Below are 26,089 nucleotides of genomic sequence, written 5' to 3'. Positions count from 1 at the left end.
GGGGGTCCGCCGGGGTACGGGTCGTACGTGGTTGGAAGTCGGTGAACGGGTGTGGGTGGCGCTCAGCCGCGCTCGGCGGTCGGTGCCGGGGTGGCGGGCGCCTCGGCGGCGAGGGTCTCCTCGTCCTCGGGCGGGGCCGCGAGTGCGGCCTCCTCGGTCCGGACGACCGGACCCGCTCCCGAGGCGCCCTGCCCTCCGGCACTCCCCGCCGGGGAGGCGGCCGCACCGGCAGCCGCGGGGGCCGACGCGGCCGGGACCGGAGCGGTGCGCGGGGCGAAGGCACCGTGGTCGAACTGGACGAGGGAGATCTCGTAGGCGGTCTCGGCGTGGATCGCCTGGTCGAGGCCCAGCTGCTCCTGCTGCTCCGGGGCACGGAGCCCGATCGTCTTGTCGAGGACCCAGGCGATCGCGAAGGTCATGACGAAGGAGAAGCCGACGGTCGTGAGGATGCCGATGACCTCGGGCAGGGCGTGGGACAGGCCGTCGCCGGTGAGCAGGCCGCCGATTCCGGCGGGTGCCGCAGGGTTGGCGAACAGGACGATGCAGAGGGTGCCCGCGATGCCGGCGAGGCCGTGGACCATGAAGGCGTCGAGGGACTCGTCGACCTTGAGACGGCTCTTGAAGCTGATGGCCAGGGCTGCGACCGCGGCACCGATGGCGCCGGTGGCGAGTGCGCCGAGCGGGCCCATGGTGTGGGCGGCCGGGGTGATGGCGACGAGGCCTGCGACCATGCCGGTCGCCGCACCGAGTGCCGTCGGGTGACCCTGGCGGAGCTTCTCGACGAGCATGTAGCCGAGCATTCCGGCGCAGCCGGCGAGGATCGTGTTGAGCACGACGACCTGGACCAGGTGGCCGGCGGCGAGTGCGCAGGAGCCGTTGAAGCCGAGCCAGCCGACGAACAGCAGGCCTGCGCCGAGCATGGTCTGCGGCACGTTGTGGGGGCGCTCGAACCGGTTGCGGCGGGCGCCGAGCACGAGGGCCAGGGCGAGGGCCGCGGTGCCGGAGTTCATGTGGACGGCGGTGCCACCGGCGAAGTCGATGACGCCCACCTTGTCGAGCAGGAACCCGTCGGCGGCGAACACCCAGTGGGCGACGGGCAGGTAGACGAGCGTGAGCCACACGGCGACGAAGGTGATCCAGCCGCCGAGCTTCATGCGTCCGGCGCCGCCGGAGGCCACGATCGCGACGGTGATCCCGGCGAACATGACGAACCAGATGGCGAAGTAGGCGGTGCCGATCCCGCCGCCGGAGTCGTCGGTGAGGACGGCGGAGTCCATGCCGAAGAAGCCGCGCGGGTCACCGAGGATCCCCAGGCCACCCATCGTGGGGCCGTGGACGAATCCGTAGCCGTAGACGATGTAGACGATGGCGGCGACGGCGAGCGCGCCGAAGACCATCACCATCATGTTGAGCGTGTTCCGGGCGCCGAGCATGCCGCCGTAGAACAGCGCGAGGCCCGGGATCATGAGGAGCAGGAGCGCAAGCGCGGTGAGCATCCACGCGAGGTCCGCATTCACGGCGATGACCGCGTCCATGGGATTCCCTTTCGTCGGAGTCGGTCAACGTCGCGTCCTGTGGTGGAGTCCTGGGACAGGCTGTTTCTCAAAGGGAAACTTCGTTGACCTGTGGTGAACTCCACCCTGGGTGACGCGTGTTACACGGACGTGTCCGGGGAGTATCCGCGGTGATGCGGCGGGCCGGGTCCCTAGACTGGGCACATGGCCACTCCCCCGTTGTCGCTCGCTCGCTGGTCCGGTCCCCGACGCAACCGGTCCGTCCCTGCCCGGGCCGCGGTCGAGGCGCCCTGCTGACCGTGCAGGACTCCCTCATCGGGCACCTGCGCTGCCCGCACTGTTCCCGGTCCCTGTCCCGGACCGACACCCGGACGCTCGGGTGCGCCGAGGGCCATCGGTACGACGAGGCGAAACAGGGCTACGTGACCCTCCTACCGCCGCGGCACCGGAATCTCGTGGCCGATGACGCGGACATGATCGCCGCGCGGCTGCGGATCTTCGAGGCCGGACACTTCGAGCCCGTGCATCGGACCGTCGCCGCGGCCGCGAGTGCCTTCGCCGAGGCGGCACCGGGCGTCGTCCTCGACGCCGGCTGCGGCCCCGGCACCTACCCGGCCCGGGTGCTCCGGGCGCTGGAAGAAGACGGGACCGCCCGCGACGGCCTGGGTTTCGACCTCTCACCGGCCGCCGCGCGCCGAGCGGCCAAGGCCCACCCCCGCATGGGAGCCTTCGTCGCCGACACCTTCTCCCCCTGGCCGCTGGGCGACGGGATCGCCTCGGTCGTGCTCGACGTCTTCGCACCCCGCAACGGCGCCGAGATGCACCGGGTCCTGGCCCCCGGCGGCCACCTGGTCGTCGTCACCCCGGAGCCGGACCACCTGCAGGAACTCCGCGCGGCCACGGGCATGATCGGGATCGACGAGCGCAAGGAGGAACGCCTGGCCGCAAGCCTGGGCACGGACTTCGAACCCGTCATGACCGACCGCGTCCGCTGGACGATGGAGCTCTCCCCGGCCGCTGCCGCCGACCTCGCCGGCATGGGCCCCAGCGGACACCACGAAGGCCGCGGCAACTCGGGAGCGAGTTCCCAGGAGAACGGCGCCGCCGAGGCGCCCTCCACCCTCTCGACGACCGGCCACGTGGCCGTCCGGGTGCTCACGCGGGTGGGGAGCCGGAGTTCGGGCGGCGTTCAGCTCAGTGTGTGAGCGCGCCGCGGACCAGGCGGTCGACGACGCCGGTCATGTGGTCGATGCCTGAGAGCAGGTCCTCGTCCTTCGTGTACTCGCCGACGTTGTGGGAGACGCCGTTCACGCTCGGGACGAACAGCATGACGGTCGGCACCCGGTCCTTCATGTTCGTCGAGTCGTGGCCGGCGATCGTCATGACCCGCTCGGAGCTCAGTCCCAGGCTCTCGGCGACCTCGCGGGCGAGCGCGATCCCGTCCTCCGGGTAGGGGTTGCGGTCCCAGGAGTGGCTGGTGCGGATCTCGATGTCGACACCGTCGGTCGCCTGTACCCGGTCGATCTCGGCCATGAGCATGTCGACGGCGCGGTCGAGGACCGCACTGTCGGCCGAACGCAGGTCGATGAGCAGTCGGGCCTCGCTCGCCACGGTGACCGGGGAGTTCGGGTAGGCGTGGATCTCGCCGCAGGCGGTGTGGAGGACACCGGGGTCGAACCCGTCGACGAGGTCGCGCGCGGCGACGACCAGGCGGGCGGCGCCCAGGAGCGCGTCGCGCCGGTCGGGCATGAGGGTGGAGCCGGAGTGGCCCTGTTCCCCGGTGACGACGAACTCGAACTTCCGGGCACCCCAGGTGGCGTCGACGAGACCGATCGTCACGCCGTCCTCCTCCATGCTGCGGCCCTGCTGCACGTGGATCTCCGCGTAGGAGGCGACCTCCAGGTCGAACGGTTCTCCGCTTGAGTCCCGCTCACCGAGGGCGTCGAGGGCCTGGGCCACGGTGGTGCCGGCGGTGTCCGTCGTCGCGAGCGCCGTGTCGAGGTCGAGCTTGCCGGTGAAGACACCGCTGCCCATCATCGAGGGCTTGAACCGGGAGCCCTCCTCGTTGAACCAGTTGACGACGGCGATGTTGTACCGCGCGGAGTCGGGGTCGGCCCGGAACGCCTCGGCGGCGCGGAAGGCCGCGTAGGCCGAGGCCATGACCCCGTAGGCACCGTCGAACCGGCCGGCGGTCGGCTGCGAGTCGAGGTGGGAACCGGTGAGCACATAGGGGGCGCCGGGCACGAGCTCCAGGAGGCCGAACTGGTTGCCGATGGCGTCACGGCGGACGGTGAAGCCCTGCGATTCGAGGAGGCGGGCGAACCAGGCGCGCTGCTGCCCGTCGGGTTCTGTGGCCGCCTGGCGGTCGACGCCGCCGGTGCCGGCGACGGCCCCGTACCGGGAGAGTTCTGCCCAGTCGAGGAGGAACGCCTCGCCGGTGGTGCGGGATGCGGGAGTGGTGTTCTCGGTCATCACTTCTCCTCCAGTTCTCCGTGGCGGACCTCGCCGCCGACGATCGTGGCCACGACCTCGATTCGCGCGATCCGGTCGGTGGCGATCGTGGTCGGGTCGTCGCCGAGGACCGTGATGTCGGCGAGTTTGCCGCGGGTGAGCGTGCCCTTCTTCTCGGCCCAGCCGGTCGCCCGGGCGGAGCCGAGGGTGTAGGCGCTGAGTGCCTGTTCGGCGGTGATCCGGTCGTCGGGACCGTATGGCCGACCGGTCTCGGTGAGACGTTCGACGAAGGCCTGCATGACGCCGAGCGGGGCGCCGGGGGCCACCGGGCGGTCGGAACTGCCGGCCAGGAGGGCTCCGGCGTCGAGGAGCCTGCGGGCCGGGTAGGACAGCGCGGTCCGGTCGGGGCCGAGGTTCCGGGCCATCCCGTCTCCGAAGGTCGCGATGAAGAAGGGCTGCGGGTTGAGCGCGATCCCGGCGGCCGCGATCCGGGCGATCTGTTCGTCCCGGACGACGCCGCCGTGTTCGATCCGGTGCGGGATCGCGGGGCGTCCGTAGCGCTCCTGGGCCGCGGTGATCGTGTCGATGGCGAAGTCGACGGCGTGGTCGCCGATCGCGTGGAGGGCCAGCGACCAGCCGGCACCGGCGGCGCGGACCACCTTGTCGCTCACCTCGGCGGGGTCGCCGAGCAGGTAGCCGTGGTTGCCGGGGCACTGGTCGTAGTCCTCGGTCATCGCCGCGGTGGTCCCGAGCAGGGATCCGTCGGTGAAGACCTTGGTGGGGCCGATCTGCAGCCACTCGTCACCCAGGCCGGTCCGGATCCCGGCGTCGAGGGTGGCCGCAGCCGGATCCTCGGCGTGCCCGGCGACCTCGTGGAGGACGTCGAGGACGATCATCGGCTGCATCCGCGTGTGGAGTCTCCCGGCGGCGTGGGCGTCCTGATAGGCCGCGAACTCCTGCGGTCCACGACCGATCCAGCCCCCTCCGATCCCGGCATCGGTGACGGAGGTGAGCCCCTCGCGGAGGTACTGGCGGGTGGCCAGTTCCAGCGCGGTGACGATGTCGGCGCGGGCGTCCGGCAGATGGTGGGCCTGGACGATCGACTGCGCGTTCTCCTCGACGAGCCCCGTGGCCCGGCCCGTCCGGTCGGTGACGATCCGGCCGCCCTCGACCTGGTCCGACTCCTGCGGGTGGTCGGGGATCCCGACCTCGCGCAGTCCGACACCGTTGAGGGTGGCCGCGTGTCCGGAGGCGTGCTTGAGCCACAGCGGTCGGCCCTCGACCACCGTGTCGAGGGCGTCGCGGCCGGGGATCTCGTCCTTGATGCCCAGCGGGTTGAAGTTCGAGGCCACCACCCAGCCGTCGGCCGGGACTTCCCGGGCACCGTCCTCCAGACGCCGGAGGAGTTCCGCGCCCGAGGCGACTCCGGACAGGTCGATCTCCAGGAGGGTCTGCCCGAAGAAGGCGGAGTGTGCGTGGACGTCGTTGAAGCCGGGGGTGAGCGTGGCGCCACCGGCGTCGAGGTGTCGATCCGCGACGAGACCGTCGAGTTCCTCGTCGAGACCGACGATCCGGCCGTCCCACACACCGATCCGGGAGGCACGGGGTCGTGCGGGGTCACCGGTCCAGATCCGTGCGTTGTCGATGAGCAGGTCGATCCGCATGTGAGGTCCTCGTAGGTGTCGTCGGGGATGGGGCTGTGGGGATGGAGCCGTGGGGAGTTGGTTCTCCACCCATCCAAGGGCGGCGGCCGTGGGAATGCAATGGCCTGATCACCACGGACCGAGACACATCGTTGTGCACATGCCCATGGGGTGCCAGGCTGGAGACCATGGCTGACACATCGGGCGACCCGGCGGAGGAACCAGCGGGCACGGACACGGAAGCTGCCACCGTCCCGGACACCGAGTGGTTGCGTCTACTCGATGGAATGCGGGCCCACGTCCCCGACCTCACCAGCCGTTTCGTCGCGGAGATGACCGAGCGGGCGCTCTACGATCCGGAGCTCGTCCCCGCCGACGACATCGCCCAGTCCGCACGGGAGACGATGGTGATGCTCATCGACCGCCTCGACGACACCCCGACCCCGCGGGCAGACTTCGCCCAGACGCTCGGACGACGCCGGGCCCGCCAGGGTGTGCCCCTCGAACTCCTCGTCGAGGCGATCCGCATGGATCTGCGCATCGTCTGGCAGATGTTGCGGGAACTCACCGGCGCCGGGACGACCGACGTCCTCGTCCGCAACGTCGAGCGCCTCATGGACGCCGTCGATTCCTATGTCGGGGACGTCCAGGAGGAGTACCTGCGGGAACTCGCCATCCTCCACCGCGATTCCCGGTTGGCGACCGAACAGCACCTGTCCAAGCTGTTCAACGCCCGGGAGCTCACACCCGGGCTCCTCGAGACGATCGCCGAGGGGATCGGCGTCCCCGCCTCCGCCCGCTTCGAGGTGCTCCTCGTCGCCGATTCCGACGAGGGCCGCCGCGACCGGGAGGTCGACGCCTGGCTGGCGAAACCCCGGGTCTACGCCTACATGTTCCGCGGGTGGTTGGTCCTCTTCCGTGCGGCCGGGACCGACCACTCGTCGTGGCCGCAGGTGTTCGGCCACGTCCCGGCCATCCACATCGGGGCCGTCGACGGTCTGGACCGCGTCCCGGAGGCCGCCCGGACAGGACTCGAACTCCAGGCGGAGGCGCCGGGACCGGAGCGCCTCATACGCGTCGAGGAGTACTGGGCGATCGGCGCGGTGTCGTCGCTGCAGTCCCTGCTGCCGGACTTCGTCGGGTCGCTCGTCACGGCACTCACCGAGCTGGCCGCCGACGACGAGGCGCGCGTCCTCGACACGGCCCGCCGGTTCCTGACCCTCGGGTCCGTCAAGGAGACGGCACTCACCGTCGGGTGCCACCGCAACACCGTCGTCAACCGACTCCGTCTCTTCCGGGAGGCGACCGGGCTCGACATCACCGTCCCGGCGCACGCCTCGCTCGCATACCTGCTCCTCGCACGGGTGGGTGACGGCGACCGGGAATGGCGGGGCGTCCTCCCCGGCCGACTCCCCCACTGACTCCCCCGCTGACCCACCGGTGTGCATGCGCACATCCGGAACGTCGAACGATCGTTCACTTGTCCATTGGCCATGCAGCAGATCACTGCGAGGATCGTCGGCGTCCCTCGATCCGTGCGCATCCCCGCCCTCCGGCTCTCCCCACCGGAGCCGTGCACCCACCCCTCCACCCACCCCGCAAGGAGTACCCGGACCCATGAGTCAGCCCTCCGACACCACCGCGACGCCCGGTGCCGGCCAGTCCCCCGGCGCCGGAGGCACACCCGTCGAGGTGAGCCCCAAGGACGTCGGCCGGATCGCCCGCGCCGCCTTTGTCGGGACCGCACTCGAGTGGTACGACTACTTCCTCTTCGGAACCGCGGCCGCGCTCGTCTTCAACCGCCTGTTCTTCAGCCAGGAGGACGAGTCCGCGGCACTGTTGGCCTCGCTCGCGACCTTCGGTGTCGGGTTCGCGGCCCGCCCCATCGGCGCGTTCTTCTTCGGCATGCTCGGTGACCGGATCGGCCGCCGCCCGACCCTTCTCATCACGATCGTCGCGATCGGCGCGGCGACCGGTATCATCGGCGTCCTGCCGACGTACATGAGCGCCGGGATCCTCGCCCCGATCCTCCTCGTGATCCTCCGCCTGCTCCAGGGTCTGGCCGTCGGCGGCGAGTGGGGTGGCGCGACGACCATCGCGATCGAACACGCGCCGCCGAAGAAGCGTGCCCGGTACGCCGCTCTCGTCCAGGTCGGTTCCCCTGCCGGCACGCTCATGTCCTCGGGTGCCTTCGCGCTCGTCGTCATGCTCCCCCCGGAGACCTTCGATTCCTGGGGCTGGCGCCTGCCGTTCCTCGCGGCCTTCCCCATGCTCCTCGTCGCCCTCTGGATCCGGCTCAAGGTGGAGGAGTCCCCCGTTTTCCACCAGCTGCTCGAACAGGACGACACCCAGAAGGTCCCCGCCTTCGAGGTGTTCCGCAAGTCCTTCGGGCGCCTGCTCGTCGCGATCGCAGCGGCCTTCCTGGGTATCGGCGGCTTCTACGTCATGAACACCTTCGTCGTGAGTTACACGACGAACACCCTGGGCGTGGACCGGCAGATCGCCGTGAACGCCACACTCGTCGCCGCGGTCGTCCAGATCGTCGTGATCGTCGCCTTCGGTCGCATCGCCGAACGGATCGGCCCCGGCCGTGTCACCCTCATCGGTGGTCTCGCCACGGCGGTCGCCGCCTACCCGTTGTTCTGGCTCATCGACATCGGTTCCGCCTGGGCCATCACGCTCGGTGTCGCGGTCGGCATCGGCCTCATCACCATCACCTATGCCGTCACCGGCTCGCTCCTCACCGAGCTGTTCCCGGCGAACCTCCGCTACAGCGGCGTGAGCCTGGGCTACCAGATCGCCGGCGCGCTCTCCGGGTTCCTGCCCTTCATCGGCACCTGGCTCATCGACCTCCAGGAGGAGCCCAACTTCCTTCCCGGCGTCATCATCCTCGCCGCGGTCTCGCTGCTCACCGCCCTCGGCGGCGCACTCGGCGAGCGCCTGCGCCTCAAGGACACCCTCGTCGTTCAGGAGACTTGACCGCCGCCGAGGCGCCCCACCCTCCCGACGCCCCCGCCGGCCACCCCCGGCGGGGGTTGTCGTCTACGTCGGCTTCACTGGAACGAAGTACCCGACGATGGCCCACAGCACAGGTGGACGGCCACAAATCGACCCTGACTACAGGGCACCTCGGCGGGCACGGCGCACATAGGGTGCTGTCCATGAGTACACAGGAGTACCCACTCGCCCCTCAAGTCCACGACGTCATCGTCGTCGGGGCAGGCCTCGCGGGACTGACGACGGCGACGCGTTTGATGGAACGGGGGCTCGACGTCCTGGTCCTGGAGGCCCGCGATCGCGTGGCCGGGCGCAACGAGAGCGGCGTGTTCTCGAACGGTCAGTCGATCGAGATGGGCGGCCAGTGGGTCGGACCCACACAGGACGCCGTTCTCAAGACCATCGCGGACCTGGGGCTCCAGACCTTCACGGTGTACGACGAGGGCACCTCGGTCCTCGCGATGAACGGGGAGATCACGGCGGGCAACCCCGAGACCTTCGGACTCTCCGCGGATTCTGCGGCCGAGTTCGGCCGCCTGGTGGAACACATCGACACGCTCTGCCACGACATCGACCTGTCCACACCCTGGCGGTCTCCCGGGGCCACGCGCCTCGACCGGATGACCGCCGCCCAGTGGCTCGACGAGAACACCGACGACGCGGACGTCCGCGGGTTCATGTCCACCCTTCTCGCCTCGATCTTCGCCGCGGAGGACGAGGAGTACTCCGCGCTCCACCTGCTCTTCTACCTGGCCTCGGGCGGTGGCCTGCACCGGATGATGCTCACCGTCGGCGGGGCCCAGGAGGCCCGCGTCCTCGGCGGCACGCACCGGATCAGCGAAGGCCTGGCCGCGCGCCTGGGTGATCGGGTGCGACTCCGCTCCGAGGTGGTGGGGATCGAGCACGGCACGGACGGTGCCACGGTGCGGAGCACCTCGGGCGCGCTCCGGGCACGCCGGGTCGTCGTGGCGGTGCCACCGACGCTCGCCGGACGCCTGCGGTACGACCCACCCTTGCCCGCCAATCGCGACGCACTCACCCAACAGATGCCCGCGGGGAACGTGCACAAGTTCCAGGTGCTCTACGAGGCCCCGTTCTGGCGGGAGGCGGGCCTGAGCGGCACAGCCGTGAGCCTCGACCACGACGTCTCGCTCGTCTACGACAACTGTGTACCGGACTCCACGGCCGGGATCCTCGTGTGCTTCGTCGAGGGGCACCACGCCAAGGCGTTCAACCGACTGACCGAGGAGGAGCGTACAGTGCGGGTCCTCGACGACCTCGGGCAGTTCTTCGGCGAACAGGCCCGGCACCCCGTCGACCTCCTGCAGAAGGACTGGAGCGCCGAACCCTTCACCCGCGGCTGCTACGGCGGCCGGTTGGGTACCGGACTGTGGACGCACCTGGGCGCGGAACTCCGTGAACCGGTGGGCGTCCTCCACTGGGCCGGCACCGAGACCGCCGAGGTGTGGAACGGCTACATGGACGGCGCGATCCGCTCCGGCGAGCGCGCGGCACAGGAGGTGGCTGAGTTCCTGGTCTGAATGGACCGAGCAACCGAAGAACCGAGCAACCGCGGAGACCCCGATCAGAGATCCGGGTACCGCTTCCGCATGGTTTCACCATTGAATCCCAGGCGCTGACCGATTGCGTCCCAGGACATCCGCTCCGCTCGCGCGCGGCGCACGATCTCCTTCTCCTTGGCGAGGAGCACCTTCTCCTGCTTCTTCCACTCGTCCCGCCACGCCGCTGCACGGATCCGCTGCGATGCCAAGGCAAGATCGATCGGTGTCGAGGGATCGTCGGGCTGGTATGCGGTGAATGATTCCGCCGGCGCCGCCGCGAGTTCCGCGGCATCACGTGCCGCTTCCCGTTCCATCTCCGCCCACTGTTCCGGGGTGAACCGGAGTGCTGGTGTCTGACTCATCGCAGCGGTCCTTCCATCGGTATTCCAATGCTAGTTGGCAAAGGCGATTGGAAGCCACGCTCCCCACACGTGTACTGCTCGAGAAGTGCTCTGAAGCCAACTGGTTGAAGCAATCCGCCGGATACGATGTCGAACGGCGCCACCACCGCTGGGCACCACACCGCCGAAGGAGGGACGAGGCATGCAGGACATCGACGTCGTGGACCTGGTCGGCCTCGTCTATTCGTCGGGCAAGGTGTTCGACGGGCTGTCGACCGGGCGCCTCGACACCGAGAACTTCCTCCGGTCCGGAAGTCTGGACGGGGTCACGTCGCGCTCCGATCTTGCGCTCCTCGAAGACCTGCGCGACGCAGCGCGGTTCATCATCGACCAGGCCGGGGCACCTGTGGATACGAACTATGTGCGCACGCTCCACGCGCAGATGACCCGCAGTGCAGCACTCCGCCCCGGAGAGCTCCGGAGGGACGAGCAGGGAATCGGGGTCAGGACCCGTTATGGACGCCACGAACCTCCCGCGCTCGACGACGAAGGCCTTCACGAACTCGTCGCGCAGACGGTCTCGGGAACCGCCGAGAACGGCGGCACCCCGCAGGATCCCCGGGAGAACGCGCTGGACCTCTTCATCCGTCTGGCACGAGCCCAGCCCTTCGAGGACGGGAACAAGCGCACGGCCCTGTTCGCCGCGAACGGGGTCCTGTTCGCCGCCGACCTCGCCGAGACCCTGACGATCCCGGTCGACGAGGACGACCCCACCGTCGCCGACACCTTCAACGACCTCCTCGCTCGGGTCTACGTCTTCGAGGACGTCGACCCTCTCAAGGATTTCCTGCGGGACCGAGGGTTCGTCCCGCTCCCCGTGGCACGGGACTGACGTCCTCCCGGCCGTAGCCGACGCCGACCCCCGGAGGACACCACGAGAACCGCCGCCGAGGTGCCCTGGGCAGGGCGCCTCGGCGGCGGTGTGAGACCGGGCCGGAAAGGCACGGTCCGGGTGGACCCGGGGTCAGGCCGGGCGGTGGTTCACCGTGACCTCCTCGTACAGGCGCTCGGCGTAGGGCAGGAGATCCTCGGGACCGCCGGTGTACCAGTCGGCGATGTCGAGCAGGTCGCCGCCGTCCTCGAAGCCGAGCTCACCGGGGACGGTGCTCCACTTCTCGGCGAGTTCCACGGCGCGGGCCTCGACGTCCTCGCCGACGGTGCCCTTGTTGACCTCGTCGACGACCGCCTGCTGCTGGGCCTCGATCATCGCGGTCTGGACATCGTCCGGCAGCGGCTGGATCTCACCGCCGGCCTCCTCCGACATGGCGACACCCAACCGCTTGGAGTCGACGGCGTGGTGCTGGTAGCCGGCCCAGTGGTAGGGCTCCGCGTCGAAGATGATCTGCTGGTAGGCCAGCGGCAGGTCCTGGAAGCTCGTGCCCGCCAGGTGGGTGTTCGTGGCCTTGCCCGCGATCGCGCTGTCGGTGAGGTAACTGATGTTCGGGGCGACCTCCGGCAGGCCGAAGTTCGTGGCCGCCGCGAACTGCACGAAAGCACAGTCGATGGTGTTGCGCTGGAGCGCCTCGAACGCCTCGGTGTACTGGACGGAGACGGGGTTGCCGTTCACACCCTGGATGACCAGCTCGTTCATCGTGGAACCGGCGCGGATGGAGCGGCCCTGCCAGTGGTCCATCTCGACACCGGTGTGGTCGGGCCCGCACATCATGTAGTACTCCCCGCCGCTGACCATCGAGGAGAGGACGGTGAGGCCCTTCTCCTCGAACCCGCCGATCACGTCGTCTTGCTCCCAGGCGAGCTCCTGGAGCATCGCGCTGGTGACGAGCTCGCCGGTGAGCACCGAAGTCGGTGAGAACTGCGAGTAGGCCATGAGCCCGTCGAACTCCGGGTACTCCTGCGGCGAGTAGGCCGGGATGCTGAAGGCGAGGTCCAGGCGGCCGTCGACGAGCGCGTCGTCGACCTCCGTGTACCCGGCGATCGCCTGCGCCCAGACGATGTCGACGGTGATCTTCCCGCCCGAACGCTCCTCGATGTAGTCGGCGAACATGAGGGCCGCGGGGCCGGAGGTCGAGGTCTCCGACGGGGCGGCCGGCTGGTAGGTGAGGGTGACGGGCTCGAGGTCCGCGAGGACCGCGTCGACCTCCTCCTGCGAGGCGCCGTACTCGAATCCTTCGCCGCCTCCTTCACCTCCTCCCCCGCCACCGCCGGCGCCGCCGGCACAGGCGGTGAGCGCGAGTGCGCCGACGGCCGCTGCGGCGACGGGGCCTAGGGTGCGGAGGCGGGTGCGGGATCGGCCTTCGTCGGTTCGCGCTCGTGCGCGGGAGGGAGTGGGGGCAGGGCGCCTCGTGCGCGGATGGGAAGGCGGTGTGGTTCCGCGTGTCATGTCAGGACTCCTTCGTCCCCGGCGGGTGGTGGGCGCGCGTGGTGCGGTTCGATGGCGCTGGGCGTGCTGGTCGGACGCCCCGGTGGTGGTGCCACCGGGGCTGACGCCGGACCCTACTCGCGAGTATCCGGGTCGTGCAGTCACATGTGCCTACTTCAGGTATTCGAGGGATTCCGGCGGGGGCCTGGCGGGGTTCGGGCGCGGGCAGGGCACCTCGGCGGCGGTGGGCGTGGATAGACTCCGGGACATGACTGACACCTCCGCTTCTTCCGCGGCCTCCGCACCGAACCCGGTCTCCGAGATCTTCGATCCCTCGCAATGGCGCGAGGTCTCCGGCTTCGACTTCACGGACATCACGTACCACCGCGCGGTGAACCCCGACGGGGCGGACCTGGGCTGCGTGCGCATCGCCTTCGACCGGCCCGAGGTGCGCAACGCGTTCCGACCGCACACCGTCGACGAGCTCTACCGCGCCCTCGACCACGCCCGGCAGACTCCGGACGTCGGCGCGGTGCTGCTCACCGGCAACGGTCCGAGCGAGAAGGACGGCGGCTGGGCCTTCTGCGCCGGTGGGGACCAGCGCATCCGTGGCCGCTCCGGCTACCAGTACGCGGCAGGTGAGACGGCGGAGACGGTCGACCCCGCGAAGGCCGGGCGACTGCACATCCTGGAGGTCCAGCGCCTGATCCGCACGATGCCCAAGATCGTCATCGCCGTCGTCCCGGGCTGGGCGGCCGGTGGCGGGCACAGCCTGCACGTCGTGTGCGACATGACGATCGCCTCGCGCGAGCACGCGAAGTTCAAGCAGACCGACGCGGACGTCGGGTCCTACGACGCCGGATACGGATCCGCGTACCTGGCGAAGATGGTGGGCCAGAAGCGGGCACGGGAGATCTTCTTCCTCGGCCGGACCTACAGCGCGCAGGACATGTACGACTTCGGCGCGGTCAACGAGGTGGTCGACCACGCCGACCTGGAGACGGCCGCACTCACGATGGCCCGCGAGATCCTGGGCAAGTCGCCGAACGCGCAGCGCATGCTCAAGTTCGCCTTCAACCTCACCGACGACGGGCTCATGGGCCAGCAGGTGTTCGCCGGCGAGGCGACCCGCCTGGGCTACATGACGGACGAGGCGGTCGAGGGTCGCGACGCATTCCTGCAGAAGCGCGACCCCGATTGGGGTCCGTTCCCCTGGTACTACTGAAATTCAGCGTTCGGGCAGGTCAGGGAGATGGACTCCGTGCCCTGCCCACACTGGTCCCACAGTTCTAGTGAAAGGGGTCGACGATGACCCGACCGAACGCCCACACCAGCCGCCTGCGCGAAGGCGGGACCCTCCACGGAATGTGGATGATGACGACGAGTACCGAACTGGCACGTACCTCCTCGGCGCTCGGGTTCGACTACGTCTGCGTCGACATGCAGCACGGGTACGCCCGGTCCTCCGACGTGGTCCGACTCTCCGACGCGGTGCGTGCCGCCGGGAACGCCATGGTCGTCGCCCGCGTCCCGGACAACCGCTTCACGGAGATCGGGATGCTCGCGGACGCCGGCGTCGAGGCGATCATCGTCCCCCTCGTCTCCTCCGCCGACCAGGCGCGGGCGGCCGTGAGCGCCCTGCGCTACCCGGACGAGGGCGGCACCCGGTCTTACGGGCCCACCCACGTGATGATGAACGGGTTCGACCCCGATCCCCTGCACACCCGGCCGCTCCTCTTCGTCATGATCGAGAACGCCGAGGGGCTCGCTGCGGTCGAGGAGATCTGTGCTGTCGAGGGCGTCGACGGCATCTACATCGGCCCCTCCGACCTCGCGTACTCGCTCGGGTCCCGGCCCGGTCCCGAGGAGCCCGTCACGACCGAGGCGATCGCCCGGATCCTCGCCGTCGTTCAGGAGGCCGGCGTCATCCCCGGGATCCACACCGGTTCCGGAGCGGATGCGGCCGCCCGCCGTGAACAGGGCTTCCGGTTCGTCACCGCCTCGAGCGACATCGGGGCCGCCCGGGCCGCGTACGAGACGGACCTCGCCGCGACGCAGGGGTGAGGTCGCGTGGCGCTTGGCCGAACCGGAGTGGCTTCCGTACGTCGAGGGTCTGCCTCGGACCACGGAGTTCGACCTCGACTCCCTCGAAGAGGACCGTGGTGTGCGGCTCCCGCGTGCCTACCGGGAACTCGTCACTCGACACTCGGGTGACGCTCCGGAGCCCGGGGGGTCACTGTCGGTTCCCGCATCCTGCCCGTCGGTGCGTTGTTCTACGTGGCCTCTGACCGTCCGGAAGGTCGCAACCGGTCCTACGGTGTCCGGTTCTGGTTCGAGGAATTCGATTCGTACCCCGAGGTGCTCGGTCACCGGTTCGTCCCGTTCTCCGACGACACGTCCCAAGTGCTCTTCGCCTTCGACTACCGAGCCGGATTCCCTCCGGCCGTCGTCGCGATCGACCGCGACTACGACCCGGACGACCGACCCGACAAGGTGGTCGTCCCGGTCGCGCGGTCCTTCGAGGACTTCCTCAGGATGCTTCACGAGTGAGTGTCTGACCGGCGGTGAAGTCTGTGCCGCTCGATCATCGAGGCGTAAAATCGGACGTATGACCATGAACGCAGCGGAGCTCTTCGACGCAGGCATGTCCTTGCCGCCGACTGAGCGTAAGGATGTGGCGCTCCGTCTACTCGAATCGATCGATGTCGCTGACTCGACGTCGGTCGACGAGGCGTGGTCGGAAGAAATCCGCAAGCGCCTCGACGAGGTGCTCGACGGGTCGGTACACACCATTCCGGGTGATCAGGTATTCGAAGAGCTGGCCACGCGTCGAGCGCGACGGCAGGACTCACACCGGGCGTGACCATGGACCTCGTGTTCCACCCGAAGGCCCGGGCGGAGTTCCAAAATGCCGTGGACTGGTACGAGGATCGTGATGACGTGGTCGGGACTCGCTTCGAACAGTCCGTCCGATCAGCGCTCCATGATGTGACGACCTCTCCGGGCTCTTGGCCTGCATGGCCCGGAATCGAAGGCGTGGTGACAGCGAGGTCCCGTCGAACCGCAGGATTCCCGTACCGCGTGGTCTATACAGTCCACGATGAGCAGGTGATCGTTCTCGCCGTCGCACACACGAGCCGACGTCCCGGATACTGGCTCAGTCGCTTGAGCTGACACGATTGCCCCACCGGGCGACTCTCCTAGCTGCTGAAAGCTGGGCATTGAGGAGATCAGGTGCTGGGTGGGTGGAGGAATCCGGGCTCGGAACCTCAGGATTTCGCGCACCTGATCGGCTGGACCTCCGACCTTCCAGCAGGTGAACGGCCGAACCTCCAATCCTCCAGCACCCGATCTTCCAACACCCGCCCGGTCCACATGGGCGGCTCACAGGTTCCGCCGAGCCTCCTCCGATCCACCGGGAGCACCATTCCGGCATGTCCATCCACTCGACCACCCGCCCACGCGCCGTCAGGACCGACGGAACTCACAGGACCGACAGGACCGACACCACCCTCGTCCTCCTCGGCGGGGTTCCGGGCGCCGGGAAGACGCAGACGCTCCGGTCGCTCCGCGCCGCGCACTCCGGGATCCGTACCAACGACCCGGAACGCTGGCGCTCCCGCATCGAGCGGTTCCTGCCCCACGTGCCCTACCCCGTGATCCGCCCGATCGTCCACGTGCTCGGCCATCTCGACGCACTCCGCCTGGTGCTCGGGTCGGTCGACGTCCCGGTGGTCCTCCACGATCCGGGCACCCGCAGGTGGACCCGACGGGCGATCGTCACTCTCGCCCACGCCCGTGGTCGTCGGCCCTCCGCGGTCTACCTCGACGTCCCGCGCGACCAGGCGCTCACCGGCCAACGCGATCGGGGCCGGATCGTCCGCAGTCGGGCGTTCGACCGGCACTGGACCCACTGGCAGACGATCCGCACCCGCATCCGCGCCGGCCGGCCGCCCGGTGACGGCGAGCGCTGGGCCTCCGTGCACCTCGTCGACCGCGAGCACGCCCTCGGAACCGTAGCTGCCCTCCTCCGCTGCCACGGCGACGCGCTCGACGACCGAGGCGCACCCACCCCACCACAGGCGCTCACGACGAGGTAGATGCATTTCGACGACGCACATGTCTCGTCATCGCACGGGACTACGAGACATGAGCCCCGTCGAACGACATCCCCCTCGTAATCCCGGTCGGGACCCTCCCGGATTCCGCCGCCGAGGCGCCCCGCCGCCGATCACTCGCCGCCCAGCGCCACCGCCATCTCGTTCGGCGCGAAGTCGACGTCCACGCTCGCGATGACCTCACCGGCGGCGAGGTCCACCGCATGGATCCGCCCACCACCAGACCCACCCGGCTCCGCCACGTACGCGATCTCCCCGTCGGTCGTCATCGCCGGGTGCGGGTCCTGCCAGTCCTCAGGTCCTTCCCAGGCCTCCATCACCGGCACGCTCGCGCCCAGTTCACCCGTGGCGGGGTCCAGCGTGTGGATCGCCCCGTCGGTCGCGAGCACATGGGCTCGGGCGTCCGGACCCCGCACGATCCCGCGCCAGGTGTACCCCAGCCCGTCCGGCAGCTCCACCACCTCGTAGCTCTCCGCCTCCGTGTCGATGAGCGCCACGTGCTCCCGCACGTACCCCGCGTACTCCGGGTCGTCCTCGTAGTCGCCGACCACCAGCGGGCTGTCCTCGGACACGTAGGCATTGCCCATCCGCCCGTAGTCGTCCGGCGCCCGGAACTTGGTGAACTCGCCGTCCGCGTACATGAGCGCACCGTCCTCGCAGCCGAACACCACGTGCTCGTCGGCCGCCGTGCCCTCCCCGTGGATCCCCGGGCAGTCGGTGGTCGTCGCGCCCTCGTGGAAGTGGTCCTCGTGCGCCTCCAGCACGCGCACCCCCGTCGTCCCGTCTTCCTCGGTCGTCGACACGAGGTCGCCTCTCCAGCACGACCGACACCCCGTGGTGGGCCGTCTTCGCGGGGTACTGCTCCATCCGCGGCGCCCCCTCGGACTCCGCGAGCGCCTCGGTGTCGAACCACCGCGTCTGCCCCGTCCCGTCGTCGAACAGCACCGTCTTCCCCGCGTGCCGCACCACGTGGCCGGGCACCTGCGCGTCGATGACCGTGTCCGTGAGCTCCGGCGTCGCCACGTCGAGCACCTGGAACCCCTGCGAGGTCGACACGAACACGTGCTGCCCGTCCCCCACCGCGTTCAACCGCGTGAACGCCTCCGACTCGAAGGTCCCCAGGTCCTCCAGGCCCGCGTCGAACACGGTGAGTGCCCCGTCGTGGGACACCACCAGGTGTCCCTCCGCTCCCGAGGCGCCCTGACCTCCCGCACCGACCGAACCGCTACCACCCGTCGCTCCGGCCTGGCAGCCGCTGAGCAGCAGCACACCCGCCAGGGTCACCGCACTCGCACATGTCGTCCCACGCATGGGTTCCACCTCTCGTTCTTCCTGGTGAGAGGCACATGTCTGTGGTGCCTCCCGCGGTCGCCGTCAGTCTGGGAGGCGAGAACGATGATGCTCAACGGTGCATATGCACATGTGCGCACCCGTCCGACGCGGCGCGCCGGGCCGGTTGCGGCGGTGGCATGATTTCGGTGTCCGAGCCGGGGAGTAGCCTGTCGACCGTGCTCACGACCGTCGAACTCTCCTCTCTCCTCACCCGCGCGATGGCCGGGGAGATCGCCGTCGTCCTCCCTCAGGACCGCACGGCTCCGGTCCGTGTGACGCCACCGGAGCTCTACGACTCCACCGGCGTCCCGGGGCGGACCGCTCCCCCGGCGCTCGTCGTGTTCACCTCCGGCTCGACGGGTGCACCGAAGGGGGTCGCACTGTCGTCCCGTGCTCTGCGGGTCAGTGCCACCGCGACCGAGGAGCACATGGGCGGCCCCGGCCGCTGGTACCTGTGCCTGCCCACCAACCACGTCGCCGGGGTCCAGGTGGTCCTCCGTTCGCTGCAGGCGGGCACCACTCCGGTCACCGCGTCCGGTTCCTTCACCCCCGCGACCTTCACCGCCGACGTCGAGCACCTGGCCGCGACGACGGCGGGTGGGGTCCCGCTGTACACCAGCCTCGTCCCCACACAGCTCGTCCGGATCCTCGACGACCCCGCGGCCACGCAGGCGGCCGCACGCTTCACCGGGATCCTGCTCGGCGGGGCCGCTATCTCCCCCGCGCTGTTGGACCGTGCCGATGCCTCCGGCCTCCGGATCATCCGCACCTACGGCATGTCGGAGACCTGCGGCGGCTGTGTCTACGACGGCATCCCCTTCGCCGGCGTCACGGTCCGGATCCTCGACGAGGACGGGAACACCGTGGACTCCGGTGCCACAGCCGGACCCGATACCGCCGGCCGGGTCCACCTGTCGGGTCCGGTACTCGCCGACGGCTACCTCCGCGTCGAGGACGACCCCGAGGACCCGATGGCAGGTCCACCACGCCTCATCGCCCTCCCGGACGTCGATCCCGACACCGGCTCTCCGAATGGGTTCGGATACTGCGCGCCGGGAACAACTGTCCGCACCTTCCGCACGAGCGACCTCGGGCGACTCGACTCCACGGTGACCCCACCACGCCTGGAGATCCTGGGCCGCGCGGACGACGTCATCATCACCGGTGGGGAGAACGTCTCGCCCCACCACGTCGAGGCGCTCCTGCTCCGTGCCCTCGAACCCCACGGCATCGCCGAGGTGCTCCTCACCTCCGTCCCCGACCCGCAGTGGGGCGAACGCCTGGTCGCCCTCCTCCGGCCGGCCACCCCCGCGGTGTCACGGGAGCCGGGGTCCGCTACGGGTGAGGGACAGGGTGAAATCGCGCCACACGCCGTCTCCACTCGTACCGGAAAGGCCCTCGACGCCGGTGCCGTCCGTAGGATCCTCGGGGGTGAACTCCCCCGTCCTCACCTGCCACGGGAGGTCCTTGCGGTCGATCGGATCCCGTCCAGGTCGATCGGCAAACCCGACCGGCAGGCGGCCCGCCGTCTCGTGACGGCACGGTGTGAGGAACGGGGGCAGGGCGCCTCGACGACGGCGAAGGATGTGTGACGCCCGTCCCACCTGCGGTGATACAGCACAGGAGCGGGTGGGCGGCCGTCATCAATTCGTGTCCGAACCGTTGTCGCCCGGCAGGGTTCCTGTGGTCGGCTCGTGACCGACGGCTGAGTACCATTGACGGGTTCACGACCGGGCGGAACCGTCCGGTCCGAAGCGGCACCGGGTGGCGACACCCGATCCGCACCGATGGAGAGGAAGGCATGGCGACTGTCGCGCAATGGGTGGCCGGGGCCCGTCTCCGGACGCTCCCGCTCGCCGTGGCACCCGTCCTCATCGGGACCGGCGCGGCCTTCGGGGCCGACCAGGTGGGCGGTTTCGGCTCGCTCATCATCGGCTCGCTCGATCCGACGGTGGAGTCGGAGTACCGGATCAGCGGGCTCCTCGGCAAGGCGCTCCTCGCCCTGCTCGTGTCACTGTTCCTCCAGATCGGCTCGAACTACGCCAACGACTACTCCGACGGGATCCGTGGGACCGACGACGTCCGGGTGGGGCCGCTGCGACTCACCGCCTCGGGCACGGTCCCGGCCGTCAAGGTGAAGCAGGCGGCGTTCCTGTGCTTCGGGATCGCGGCCGTCGCCGGGGTCGTGCTCATCATCGTCGCCTCCGCATGGTGGTTCATCCCTGTCGGCGTCGCCGCGGTGCTCGCCGCCTGGTTCTACACCGGGGGCAAGCGACCGTACGGCTACATGGCCATGGGCGAGCTGTTCGTCTTCGTCTTCTTCGGTCTCGTCGCCACGCTCGGCACCACCTACGCGCTCATCGGTTCGCTCCCGATCGCCGCCTGGTCCGGGGCCGTCGGCATCGGCATGCTCGCCTGTGCCGTGCTCATGGTCAACAACCTGCGCGACATCCCGACGGACTCCGAGGTCGGCAAGACGACGCTCGCCGTCCTGCTGGGTGATCAGCGCTCCCGCCACGTGTACGCCGCGCTCGTGTTCGTCCCGTACATGTTGCTGCTCGTCCCGATCCTCACCGGTCACGCGTCCGCGGTCCTCGCCGCACTCTCCCTCGTGCTCGCCCTGTCCCCACTGCAGACCGTGCTCAGCGGCCGGACCGGTGCGGACCTCATCCCGTGCATCAAGTCGACGAGCATCACCGCGCTCGTCTACGCCCTGCTCCTCGCCCTCGGCATGTCCCTCTGATCCTCGCACTCGACCACGGCCGGAACCCGGCAGGTGGATGGGACGATTCGGGACGCCTCGGCGGCGGTGAGACGGCCGTGCACCATCCCGTGACCCTCCGGGGCCTGGGACGGCGGGAGCGCGCACTCTGGATCGCGGACACCCCGCACGGACCTCCGGAGACCCTCGTGAACAGCCCGACCTTCCGCCCCTTCCACCCGACGCCGGACCCCTACGCCTTCGTCCTCGTCCCCCGGTACTTCTCGGACCTCGGGGCCGACCCCGATGCGGACGGGCACGTGGTGTTCGGGTTCCACGGATGGAGTCGGGAGGACGTCGTACGGCTGTCCCGGGTCCTGCAGTCGCCGCGGGGCCTCATGCTGGTCCACCGCGGGATCGCGATGGCGATGGGGATCGATCCGGACTTCGTCGCCGGCGACGAGGCGGGCCGTGCCTTCCGACAGGTGCGCCTCGACGAGCCCTATTGTCTGCGTCTGCCCCTGTCCTTCCGCGGGCAGGCCGGCACGGTCGAGGCCGAGGAGTCCTTCACACCCGATGTGGACGTCTACATCGAGACCGCGTCCCTGGACATCGCCGCACCCGGCGAGACGGTCGGGGAACTCCTGCGCATCCTCGCGCGGTCACTCACGCCCCAGGCTCTGAAGTTCCTGGCCGGCGAGGTGCCCACCGCTCCCGAGGCGCCCTCCACTCCCATGGAGTGACCTCCCGGTGCAGCGGGGTCCGGGCGGCAGTGAGCTCAGCGGTGGGGTGCCGGGGTCCGGGCGGCGTTCAGAACAGCTCAGCCGTCCTCGCGGTTGCGGCGCTCGAACTCCTCGCGACGGCGACGACGTTCCTCCGCCTCGCGCTGTTCGGCCAGTCGGGCCAGGAACTCGGGATCGTCGTCGGGCGCGGTGGGCCCACTACGCCGGGTTCCCCCACCGGGGAACGACGAACGGCCGAACAGGTACCAGAGCACCAGGCCGATGACCGGCACGAACAGGATCACGAGGACCCAGGCCGGTTTGGGCATCACCTTGATGTACGTCCGGTCGCGCGTGAGGCAGTCGAACACCCCGAAGAGCGTGATGGCGACGAGCAGCACGATGCCGCCGATGAGAATCCTGGGCATACCCTCCAGGATACGGGCCCGCGGGGTCCCGTGCTCGTCGGGCGCACTCAGGTCTACCCTTTAGAATCGTGGGGCTATGCGTGACTTCTGGATGTACCTCGTGGCCCGTTTCGGCCTTCTCGTCGTCGTGGTGGGCCTCATTTGGCTGGTCACCGGTGGGCCGACCCTTCTCAACACCGTCATCGGCATCGTCATCTCGATGCTCCTGAGCTACGTCGTGCTCGGTCGGCTGCGGGAGGCCTTCACCGACCGCGCGGTCGACGCCGTCGAACAGCGCCAGGCCAAGAAGCAGGAGGCCGCGCGGAAGAAGCGAGCGAGCCAGGAGGACCTCGAGGACCGCGACCTCGATTCCTGAGGCTTCCCGGCGGCCCGCTCGAGCTCGGAGGGCAGGGCGCCTCGGCCGCGGGTGCGGTCCGGGGCGGTCAGATGGAGATGCCACCGTCGACAGGGAGGACCACGCCGGTGATGTACCCGGAGGCCTCGCTCGCGAGGAAGGCGACGGCGGGTGCCATCTCCTCCGGTTCGCCGAACCGGCCCATCGGAATCCCGGCTTCCAGTTCCGCCATCTTGTCCGGCGGGATGGAGGCGACCATCCGTGTCTTCGCGTTCGGGGAGATCGCGTTCGCCGTGATCCCGAACCGCGCCAGCTCCTTGGCCGCCGTCCGCGTGAAGCCGATGATCCCGGCCTTGGCGGTCGCGTAGTTCGCCTGGCCGGTGTTGCCGTGGAGACCCGTGAACGAGGTGACGTTGATGATCCGTCCCCAACCGGTCTTGCGCATGTGCGGGACGGCGGCGCGGGTGAAGCGGAAGGTGCCGCCGGCGTGGGTGTCGAGCACGGCGTCCCAGTCGGCGTCCTCGAGCTTCCACAGGACGCTGTCCCGCAGGATGCCCGCGTTGTTCACGACGATGTCGACGCTGCCGGCTTCCTCGGCGACGGTGTCGACGGCCGCGTTCACGGCATCCGTGTCGGTGACGTCGACGGCCAGGGGCTCGGCACCGATCTCCTTGGCAGCCGCTTCCACCTCGGCCGCGTCGAGATCCGCGAGATAGGTGGTGGCGCCCGCCCGGGCGAAGTACCGGCCGATCTCCAGGCCGATGCCACGGGCGGCCCCCGTGACGATGACGCTCTTACCGGTGAAGTCGAATGTGACGGACATCCTCGTCCTCTCTCGCGGGTACATGTGTCCGTGTCGGGCTGCAGTGACGATCACTCGCCCTCAGCCTAGGACACCCGACAGGACGCCGCCGCGGGTCACACGGACGTCTCACCTTCGTCGCTCCCGCTCCTCTCGCTGCGGCACCGCTCTTCGCCGCACCGCCGATGATCGCCGCGATCACGGTCGTCCCGATCACCCCGACGACCAGGACGAGCAGGGTCGACCAGCCGATCACCGCAGTGGGCCACCCGGTCCACAGGGTGAAGCCGATCCAGATCACCGCCGCGGTCACACCCGCGACCAGTCCGCTGAAGAAGTGCGTTCCCATCGTGCTTCCTTCCGTCGACGTCCGTCGACCCGGGAGACCGTGGACCACGCGAGCCCACTTTCCGAGATCCGATTCCTGATACTCCGTGCCACAGAGTTTTTTACTCTGCGTCACGGAGTGTAGGGCAGATCGACCCCCGGGACGAGGAGTAGCGGAAAACTGGAGAAGAACATGACGACTTGAGCCCATCCGGCCATGAACACTCGTCCCGCGTAGACTCGTCCCCGTGTCAGGCGAACCGGACGACGTCGTACGCTCCCTGCGCGAGGTCGAGGAACTCACCGACCGGACGCGCCGGGCGGGCCTTTCCGCCATCACGGGTCTGCCACTGCTCGGCTGGGGACTCGCGATGGCCCTCTACGGCATCGCGACCTCGGACCGGGTCTTCACCGTCATCGCGGGATCCGGAGTGGTCGTCGCCGGACTCTCCTCGATGTTCGTCCCCGAGATCGCGCTCACCGTCCAGGGCGTACTCTCGGGCCTGCTTCTGGCGGCGCTCGGCGCCGTCCGCATGATCCGTGGAGGTACCCGTGTCTGACCCCCGCCCCGAAGTCCTGTCCTCGACCGTGCCCGACGAGATCGGCGAACGGCTGCGCACGCCCTTCGACCCCACACTGTCCGACCCCAACCGCCTCCGGATCCAGGCCGCACTCCACGGTCTGCCCACGGAAGGGTCCATCCGCTTCACCGCCCTCGCCCGGACGCTCGGGCTCACGGACGGCAATCTCGCCACCCACCTCGCAGTGCTCGCGGAGGTCGGATACGTCGACGCGCGCGCCACCTACACCGGCAAGCGCCGCACCCGGTGGTATTCGGCCACCGCCCTCGGCCGCGAGGCCTTCGAGGCACACGTCCGCGCACTGCGGCTCATCGTCGATGCCACACGGCAGTCCGAGGACGGTCCCCCGGACCCCGCTCCCGAGGCGCCCTGATCCGATCACCGACGCACGTGGTCCCTCAGAGTCCGGCGCTCGCTCCCGAGGCGCCCTGATCCGATCACCGACGCACGTGGCCTCGTCGTGAGGCCACTGCAAGGCCGATGTCATCTGCCGTACCGATGCCCGGCAGACGGGCAGGACTGCCGGGCATCGGTACGGCAATGTGCAATGAGGTCACGGCCGACTGCGGCGGTGGGGTGCCGGGCTCCGGCGGCAAACAGTCCAGCGATGGGCCGCCGAGGTTCGGGCGGCGTTCAGCTCAGTGCAGGCGATCGAGCTCGTCCCAGAAGGCCGCCCGCAGATGCCGTCGGATCCACTGTCGGTCGAGCAGGTCCTCGCCGATGAGGGCGCCGCTGTCGCGCAGGAGCGTCTGGTCGATCTCGACGGGAATCTCGGGGCGCCCCTCGAGCGCCTCGCTCAGTTCCGTCATCGTGCAGGTGGCGTACCAGCTGCGCGCCACGGACTCCGCGACCCCGGCGACCTTGTCGAGCACGTTCTCCCGACGGGCCGCCTCGTGGTCCCCGGTCCGGGTGCTGTGCACCGGATGCTCGGAGACCGAGGGGTGACCGGGCGAACTGGACGAGGGCCCTGAACCGTTCCCGTTCGGCTGACCGTTCCCGGTGCCGGTGACCGTCGTGTGACCACGGCCGGCGATCTTCGCGGCGACCTCGGCCGGGGAGGGCACGCCGTGGTGACCGTGCCCGTGGTGGTCGTCCGCACGGTGACCCGGGGTGGGCTCACCGGGGTTCGCGGCAGGGGCACCCGGGGCAGGTGGTCCCGGGGAGGTGGAGGGCGCCTCGGCGGCGGGATCTGCGGACTCCGTCGCTGTGCCGTCGGAGCCCGTGTCCTCGACAGCGGGCGCCTGGGGCCGGGAGCGGGGTGAGAAGACCTGCTCGACGAGGGAGTCGGGCAAGGTCAGGATCCGGTCGACCTCGTAAGCCAGGTGGGAGGCGACGGAGTGCGCACCGTGCCGGCGGTGCGGATCCTTGAGGGCGACGAGCACGACCTTCATGCCGAGGTCCTGGGCGGCGATGACCGCTTCGGCCAGGTCGTCGTCGCCGGTCACCACATAGGCGATGCGGGCGGCGCGGTGGCGGGCGATCTCGACGAGGTCGAGGCCGATGCGCAGATCCACACCCTTCTGGTTGCCGTTGTAGCCGGTGCGGCCCAGGCGGACCTTGACGTCGGGCAGCAGCGCGATCCGCTTGTGCTCGTCGGTCATCACCTGGTTGTAGGAGGCGTCGCACCAGTAGACGCGTAGGGGGTCGAGGCCGGAGTCCTCGCGGGTGGCGCGCACGATCCCGTCGATGAGCGCGGGTTGGTCGACCTCCACGGCGGAGCGCAGGGAGGTCCCGGTCGTCTTGGCCGCCCCGACGGCGAGCAGGTACCCGGCATCGATGAAGACGGCGCTCTGTTGGTGGAATGTCATGGTGTAACCACCCTATGCGGTGAATCCCCCGGTGACCTCCCCCGTCCG

General features: G+C 69.7%; 26 protein-coding genes. 17 read left to right on the top strand and 9 right to left on the bottom strand.

All coding sequences use genetic code 11. From position 1 onward, the window contains the following. Positions 1–62 precede the first annotated feature (62 nt). Positions 63–1,535, bottom strand: coding sequence for an ammonium transporter (locus tag AAD496_RS03630; protein WP_349827280.1), 1,473 nt, complete (start codon positions 1,533–1,535; stop codon positions 63–65). Between the two features lie 278 nt (positions 1,536–1,813). On the opposite strand from AAD496_RS03630, the gene AAD496_RS03625 reads away from it, so the two are divergent. Then, a complete protein-coding gene (locus tag AAD496_RS03625; protein WP_349827279.1) occupies positions 1,814–2,719 on the top strand; it encodes a putative RNA methyltransferase in 906 nt (301 codons plus the stop codon). On the opposite strand, the gene AAD496_RS03620 is transcribed toward AAD496_RS03625, so the two are convergent. Continuing rightward, entirely contained in the window at positions 2,709–3,986 is a 1,278-nt protein-coding gene (locus tag AAD496_RS03620; protein WP_349827278.1) for a M20 family metallo-hydrolase, read from the bottom strand. The two genes, AAD496_RS03625 and AAD496_RS03620, sit on opposite strands and share 11 nt — an antisense overlap. After that, complete coding sequence (locus tag AAD496_RS03615; protein ID WP_349827277.1) at positions 3,986–5,629, bottom strand: amidohydrolase; 1,644 nt, start codon at positions 5,627–5,629, stop codon at positions 3,986–3,988. Before AAD496_RS03615 ends, AAD496_RS03620 begins: the two co-directional genes overlap by 1 nt. A 167-nt stretch (positions 5,630–5,796) precedes the next feature. On the opposite strand from AAD496_RS03615, the gene AAD496_RS03610 reads away from it, so the two are divergent. The 3 genes from AAD496_RS03610 to AAD496_RS03600 all read left to right on the top strand — a co-directional run bounded on the left by AAD496_RS03610 (position 5,797) and on the right by AAD496_RS03600 (position 10,146). Then, positions 5,797–7,029: an RsbRD N-terminal domain-containing protein gene (locus AAD496_RS03610; protein ID WP_349827276.1), complete on the top strand. Its 1,233-nt coding sequence runs from the start codon at positions 5,797–5,799 to the stop codon at positions 7,027–7,029. A gap of 196 nt (positions 7,030–7,225) precedes the next feature. Further along, positions 7,226–8,587, top strand: a complete 1,362-nt coding sequence (locus AAD496_RS03605) for an MFS transporter (protein WP_349827275.1) — start codon at positions 7,226–7,228, stop codon at positions 8,585–8,587. Positions 8,588–8,769: 182 nt separating this feature from the next. After that, complete coding sequence (locus tag AAD496_RS03600) at positions 8,770–10,146, top strand: flavin monoamine oxidase family protein (protein ID WP_349827274.1); 1,377 nt, start codon at positions 8,770–8,772, stop codon at positions 10,144–10,146. 44 nt (positions 10,147–10,190) lie between these two features. On the opposite strand, the gene AAD496_RS03595 is transcribed toward AAD496_RS03600, so the two are convergent. After that, a complete protein-coding gene (locus tag AAD496_RS03595) occupies positions 10,191–10,529 on the bottom strand; it encodes a hypothetical protein (RefSeq protein ID WP_349827273.1) in 339 nt (112 codons plus the stop codon). Positions 10,530–10,710: 181 nt separating this feature from the next. Between AAD496_RS03595 and AAD496_RS03590 the strand changes: the two genes are divergently transcribed. Next, positions 10,711–11,400: a Fic family protein gene (locus AAD496_RS03590; RefSeq protein ID WP_349827272.1), complete on the top strand. Its 690-nt coding sequence runs from the start codon at positions 10,711–10,713 to the stop codon at positions 11,398–11,400. A gap of 132 nt (positions 11,401–11,532) precedes the next feature. Here AAD496_RS03590 and AAD496_RS03585 read toward each other — a convergent pair whose 3' ends face one another. After that, positions 11,533–12,909 carry a type 2 periplasmic-binding domain-containing protein gene (locus tag AAD496_RS03585; protein ID WP_349827271.1) on the bottom strand — a complete coding sequence of 459 codons (1,377 nt, stop codon included), beginning with the start codon at positions 12,907–12,909 and terminating at the stop codon, positions 11,533–11,535. A gap of 247 nt (positions 12,910–13,156) precedes the next feature. Here AAD496_RS03585 and AAD496_RS03580 point away from each other — a divergent pair, with 247 nt between their 5' ends. The 6 genes from AAD496_RS03580 to AAD496_RS03555 all read left to right on the top strand — a co-directional run bounded on the left by AAD496_RS03580 (position 13,157) and on the right by AAD496_RS03555 (position 16,988). Then, positions 13,157–14,113 carry a 1,4-dihydroxy-2-naphthoyl-CoA synthase gene (locus AAD496_RS03580; protein ID WP_349827270.1) on the top strand — a complete coding sequence of 319 codons (957 nt, stop codon included), beginning with the start codon at positions 13,157–13,159 and terminating at the stop codon, positions 14,111–14,113. Positions 14,114–14,196: 83 nt separating this feature from the next. Beyond that, the gene (locus tag AAD496_RS03575; RefSeq protein ID WP_349827269.1) at positions 14,197–14,952 is read left to right on the top strand and encodes an HpcH/HpaI aldolase family protein; all 756 of its coding nucleotides are present in this window, start codon (positions 14,197–14,199) and stop codon (positions 14,950–14,952) included. A 213-nt stretch (positions 14,953–15,165) separates the two neighbouring features. After that, on the top strand, positions 15,166–15,438 hold the full coding sequence (locus AAD496_RS03570) for a hypothetical protein (protein ID WP_349827268.1): 273 nt from the start codon (positions 15,166–15,168) through the stop codon (positions 15,436–15,438). A gap of 58 nt (positions 15,439–15,496) precedes the next feature. Next, complete coding sequence (locus tag AAD496_RS03565; RefSeq protein WP_349827267.1) at positions 15,497–15,751, top strand: addiction module protein; 255 nt, start codon at positions 15,497–15,499, stop codon at positions 15,749–15,751. A gap of 2 nt (positions 15,752–15,753) precedes the next feature. After that, a complete protein-coding gene (locus AAD496_RS03560) occupies positions 15,754–16,062 on the top strand; it encodes a type II toxin-antitoxin system RelE/ParE family toxin (protein ID WP_349827291.1) in 309 nt (102 codons plus the stop codon). 260 nt (positions 16,063–16,322) lie between these two features. Next, positions 16,323–16,988, top strand: a complete 666-nt coding sequence (locus tag AAD496_RS03555; RefSeq protein ID WP_349827266.1) for an AAA family ATPase — start codon at positions 16,323–16,325, stop codon at positions 16,986–16,988. A gap of 131 nt (positions 16,989–17,119) precedes the next feature. Here AAD496_RS03555 and AAD496_RS03550 read toward each other — a convergent pair whose 3' ends face one another. Beyond that, a complete protein-coding gene (locus AAD496_RS03550; protein WP_349827265.1) occupies positions 17,120–17,809 on the bottom strand; it encodes a hypothetical protein in 690 nt (229 codons plus the stop codon). A gap of 705 nt (positions 17,810–18,514) precedes the next feature. On the opposite strand from AAD496_RS03550, the gene AAD496_RS03545 reads away from it, so the two are divergent. The 3 genes from AAD496_RS03545 (at position 18,515) to AAD496_RS03535 (ending at position 21,782) form a co-directional block, all read left to right on the top strand. Next, the gene (locus AAD496_RS03545; protein ID WP_349827264.1) at positions 18,515–19,930 is read left to right on the top strand and encodes an AMP-binding protein; all 1,416 of its coding nucleotides are present in this window, start codon (positions 18,515–18,517) and stop codon (positions 19,928–19,930) included. A 209-nt stretch (positions 19,931–20,139) separates the two neighbouring features. Further along, positions 20,140–21,081 carry a 1,4-dihydroxy-2-naphthoate polyprenyltransferase gene (locus AAD496_RS03540; protein WP_349827263.1) on the top strand — a complete coding sequence of 314 codons (942 nt, stop codon included), beginning with the start codon at positions 20,140–20,142 and terminating at the stop codon, positions 21,079–21,081. Between the two features lie 77 nt (positions 21,082–21,158). Further along, the gene (locus AAD496_RS03535) at positions 21,159–21,782 is read left to right on the top strand and encodes a hypothetical protein (RefSeq protein WP_349827262.1); all 624 of its coding nucleotides are present in this window, start codon (positions 21,159–21,161) and stop codon (positions 21,780–21,782) included. Positions 21,783–21,859: 77 nt separating this feature from the next. Here AAD496_RS03535 and AAD496_RS03530 read toward each other — a convergent pair whose 3' ends face one another. Continuing rightward, positions 21,860–22,189 carry a PLD nuclease N-terminal domain-containing protein gene (locus tag AAD496_RS03530; protein ID WP_349827261.1) on the bottom strand — a complete coding sequence of 110 codons (330 nt, stop codon included), beginning with the start codon at positions 22,187–22,189 and terminating at the stop codon, positions 21,860–21,862. 76 nt (positions 22,190–22,265) lie between these two features. On the opposite strand from AAD496_RS03530, the gene AAD496_RS03525 reads away from it, so the two are divergent. Next, positions 22,266–22,544 carry a DUF4229 domain-containing protein gene (locus AAD496_RS03525; protein WP_349827260.1) on the top strand — a complete coding sequence of 93 codons (279 nt, stop codon included), beginning with the start codon at positions 22,266–22,268 and terminating at the stop codon, positions 22,542–22,544. A gap of 67 nt (positions 22,545–22,611) precedes the next feature. On the opposite strand, the gene AAD496_RS03520 is transcribed toward AAD496_RS03525, so the two are convergent. Next, positions 22,612–23,346, bottom strand: coding sequence for an SDR family oxidoreductase (locus AAD496_RS03520; RefSeq protein ID WP_349827259.1), 735 nt, complete (start codon positions 23,344–23,346; stop codon positions 22,612–22,614). 554 nt (positions 23,347–23,900) lie between these two features. Here AAD496_RS03520 and AAD496_RS03515 point away from each other — a divergent pair. Both AAD496_RS03515 and AAD496_RS03510 read left to right on the top strand, forming a co-directional pair. After that, positions 23,901–24,212: a hypothetical protein gene (locus tag AAD496_RS03515; RefSeq protein WP_349827258.1), complete on the top strand. Its 312-nt coding sequence runs from the start codon at positions 23,901–23,903 to the stop codon at positions 24,210–24,212. Beyond that, positions 24,205–24,606 (top strand): transcriptional regulator, encoded by a 402-nt coding sequence (locus AAD496_RS03510; RefSeq protein WP_349827257.1) that lies wholly within the window; start codon positions 24,205–24,207, stop codon positions 24,604–24,606. The genes AAD496_RS03515 and AAD496_RS03510 overlap by 8 nt, the downstream gene beginning before the upstream one ends. Positions 24,607–24,871: 265 nt before the next feature. Here AAD496_RS03510 and AAD496_RS03505 read toward each other — a convergent pair whose 3' ends face one another. Continuing rightward, positions 24,872–26,041 (bottom strand): NYN domain-containing protein, encoded by a 1,170-nt coding sequence (locus AAD496_RS03505; RefSeq protein WP_349827256.1) that lies wholly within the window; start codon positions 26,039–26,041, stop codon positions 24,872–24,874. Positions 26,042–26,089: the final 48 nt, after the last annotated feature.

The sequence above is a fragment of the Brevibacterium litoralis genome, from assembly GCF_040212315.1.
GTDB classification, from domain to species: Bacteria; Actinomycetota; Actinomycetes; order Actinomycetales; family Brevibacteriaceae; genus Brevibacterium; species Brevibacterium litoralis.
The sequence above is the reverse complement of the archived record's forward strand: the minus strand, read 5'-3'. Positions and strand labels throughout refer to the sequence as shown.

Bases quoted from the DNA above. Each gene is read 5' to 3' on its own strand.
- AAD496_RS03590 (WP_349827272.1), top strand. From the start codon at position 10,711: ATGCAGGACATCGACGTCGTGGACCTGGTCGGCCTCGTCTATTCGTCG.
- AAD496_RS03565 (WP_349827267.1), top strand. From the start codon at position 15,497: ATGACCATGAACGCAGCGGAGCTCTTCGACGCAGGCATGTCCTTGCCG.
- AAD496_RS03615 (WP_349827277.1), bottom strand. From the start codon at position 5,629: ATGCGGATCGACCTGCTCATCGACAACGCACGGATCTGGACCGGTGAC.
- AAD496_RS03600 (WP_349827274.1), top strand. From the start codon at position 8,770: ATGAGTACACAGGAGTACCCACTCGCCCCTCAAGTCCACGACGTCATC.
- AAD496_RS03540 (WP_349827263.1), top strand. From the start codon at position 20,140: ATGGCGACTGTCGCGCAATGGGTGGCCGGGGCCCGTCTCCGGACGCTC.
- AAD496_RS03520 (WP_349827259.1), bottom strand. From the start codon at position 23,346: ATGTCCGTCACATTCGACTTCACCGGTAAGAGCGTCATCGTCACGGGG.
- AAD496_RS03555 (WP_349827266.1), top strand. From the start codon at position 16,323: ATGTCCATCCACTCGACCACCCGCCCACGCGCCGTCAGGACCGACGGA.
- AAD496_RS03575 (WP_349827269.1), top strand. From the start codon at position 14,197: ATGACCCGACCGAACGCCCACACCAGCCGCCTGCGCGAAGGCGGGACC.
- AAD496_RS03580 (WP_349827270.1), top strand. From the start codon at position 13,157: ATGACTGACACCTCCGCTTCTTCCGCGGCCTCCGCACCGAACCCGGTC.
- AAD496_RS03560 (WP_349827291.1), top strand. From the start codon at position 15,754: ATGGACCTCGTGTTCCACCCGAAGGCCCGGGCGGAGTTCCAAAATGCC.
- AAD496_RS03605 (WP_349827275.1), top strand. From the start codon at position 7,226: ATGAGTCAGCCCTCCGACACCACCGCGACGCCCGGTGCCGGCCAGTCC.
- AAD496_RS03630 (WP_349827280.1), bottom strand. From the start codon at position 1,535: ATGGACGCGGTCATCGCCGTGAATGCGGACCTCGCGTGGATGCTCACC.
- AAD496_RS03610 (WP_349827276.1), top strand. From the start codon at position 5,797: ATGGCTGACACATCGGGCGACCCGGCGGAGGAACCAGCGGGCACGGAC.
- AAD496_RS03585 (WP_349827271.1), bottom strand. From the start codon at position 12,909: ATGACACGCGGAACCACACCGCCTTCCCATCCGCGCACGAGGCGCCCT.
- AAD496_RS03620 (WP_349827278.1), bottom strand. From the start codon at position 3,986: ATGACCGAGAACACCACTCCCGCATCCCGCACCACCGGCGAGGCGTTC.
- AAD496_RS03505 (WP_349827256.1), bottom strand. From the start codon at position 26,041: ATGACATTCCACCAACAGAGCGCCGTCTTCATCGATGCCGGGTACCTG.
- AAD496_RS03530 (WP_349827261.1), bottom strand. From the start codon at position 22,189: ATGCCCAGGATTCTCATCGGCGGCATCGTGCTGCTCGTCGCCATCACG.
- AAD496_RS03595 (WP_349827273.1), bottom strand. From the start codon at position 10,529: ATGAGTCAGACACCAGCACTCCGGTTCACCCCGGAACAGTGGGCGGAG.
- AAD496_RS03525 (WP_349827260.1), top strand. From the start codon at position 22,266: ATGCGTGACTTCTGGATGTACCTCGTGGCCCGTTTCGGCCTTCTCGTC.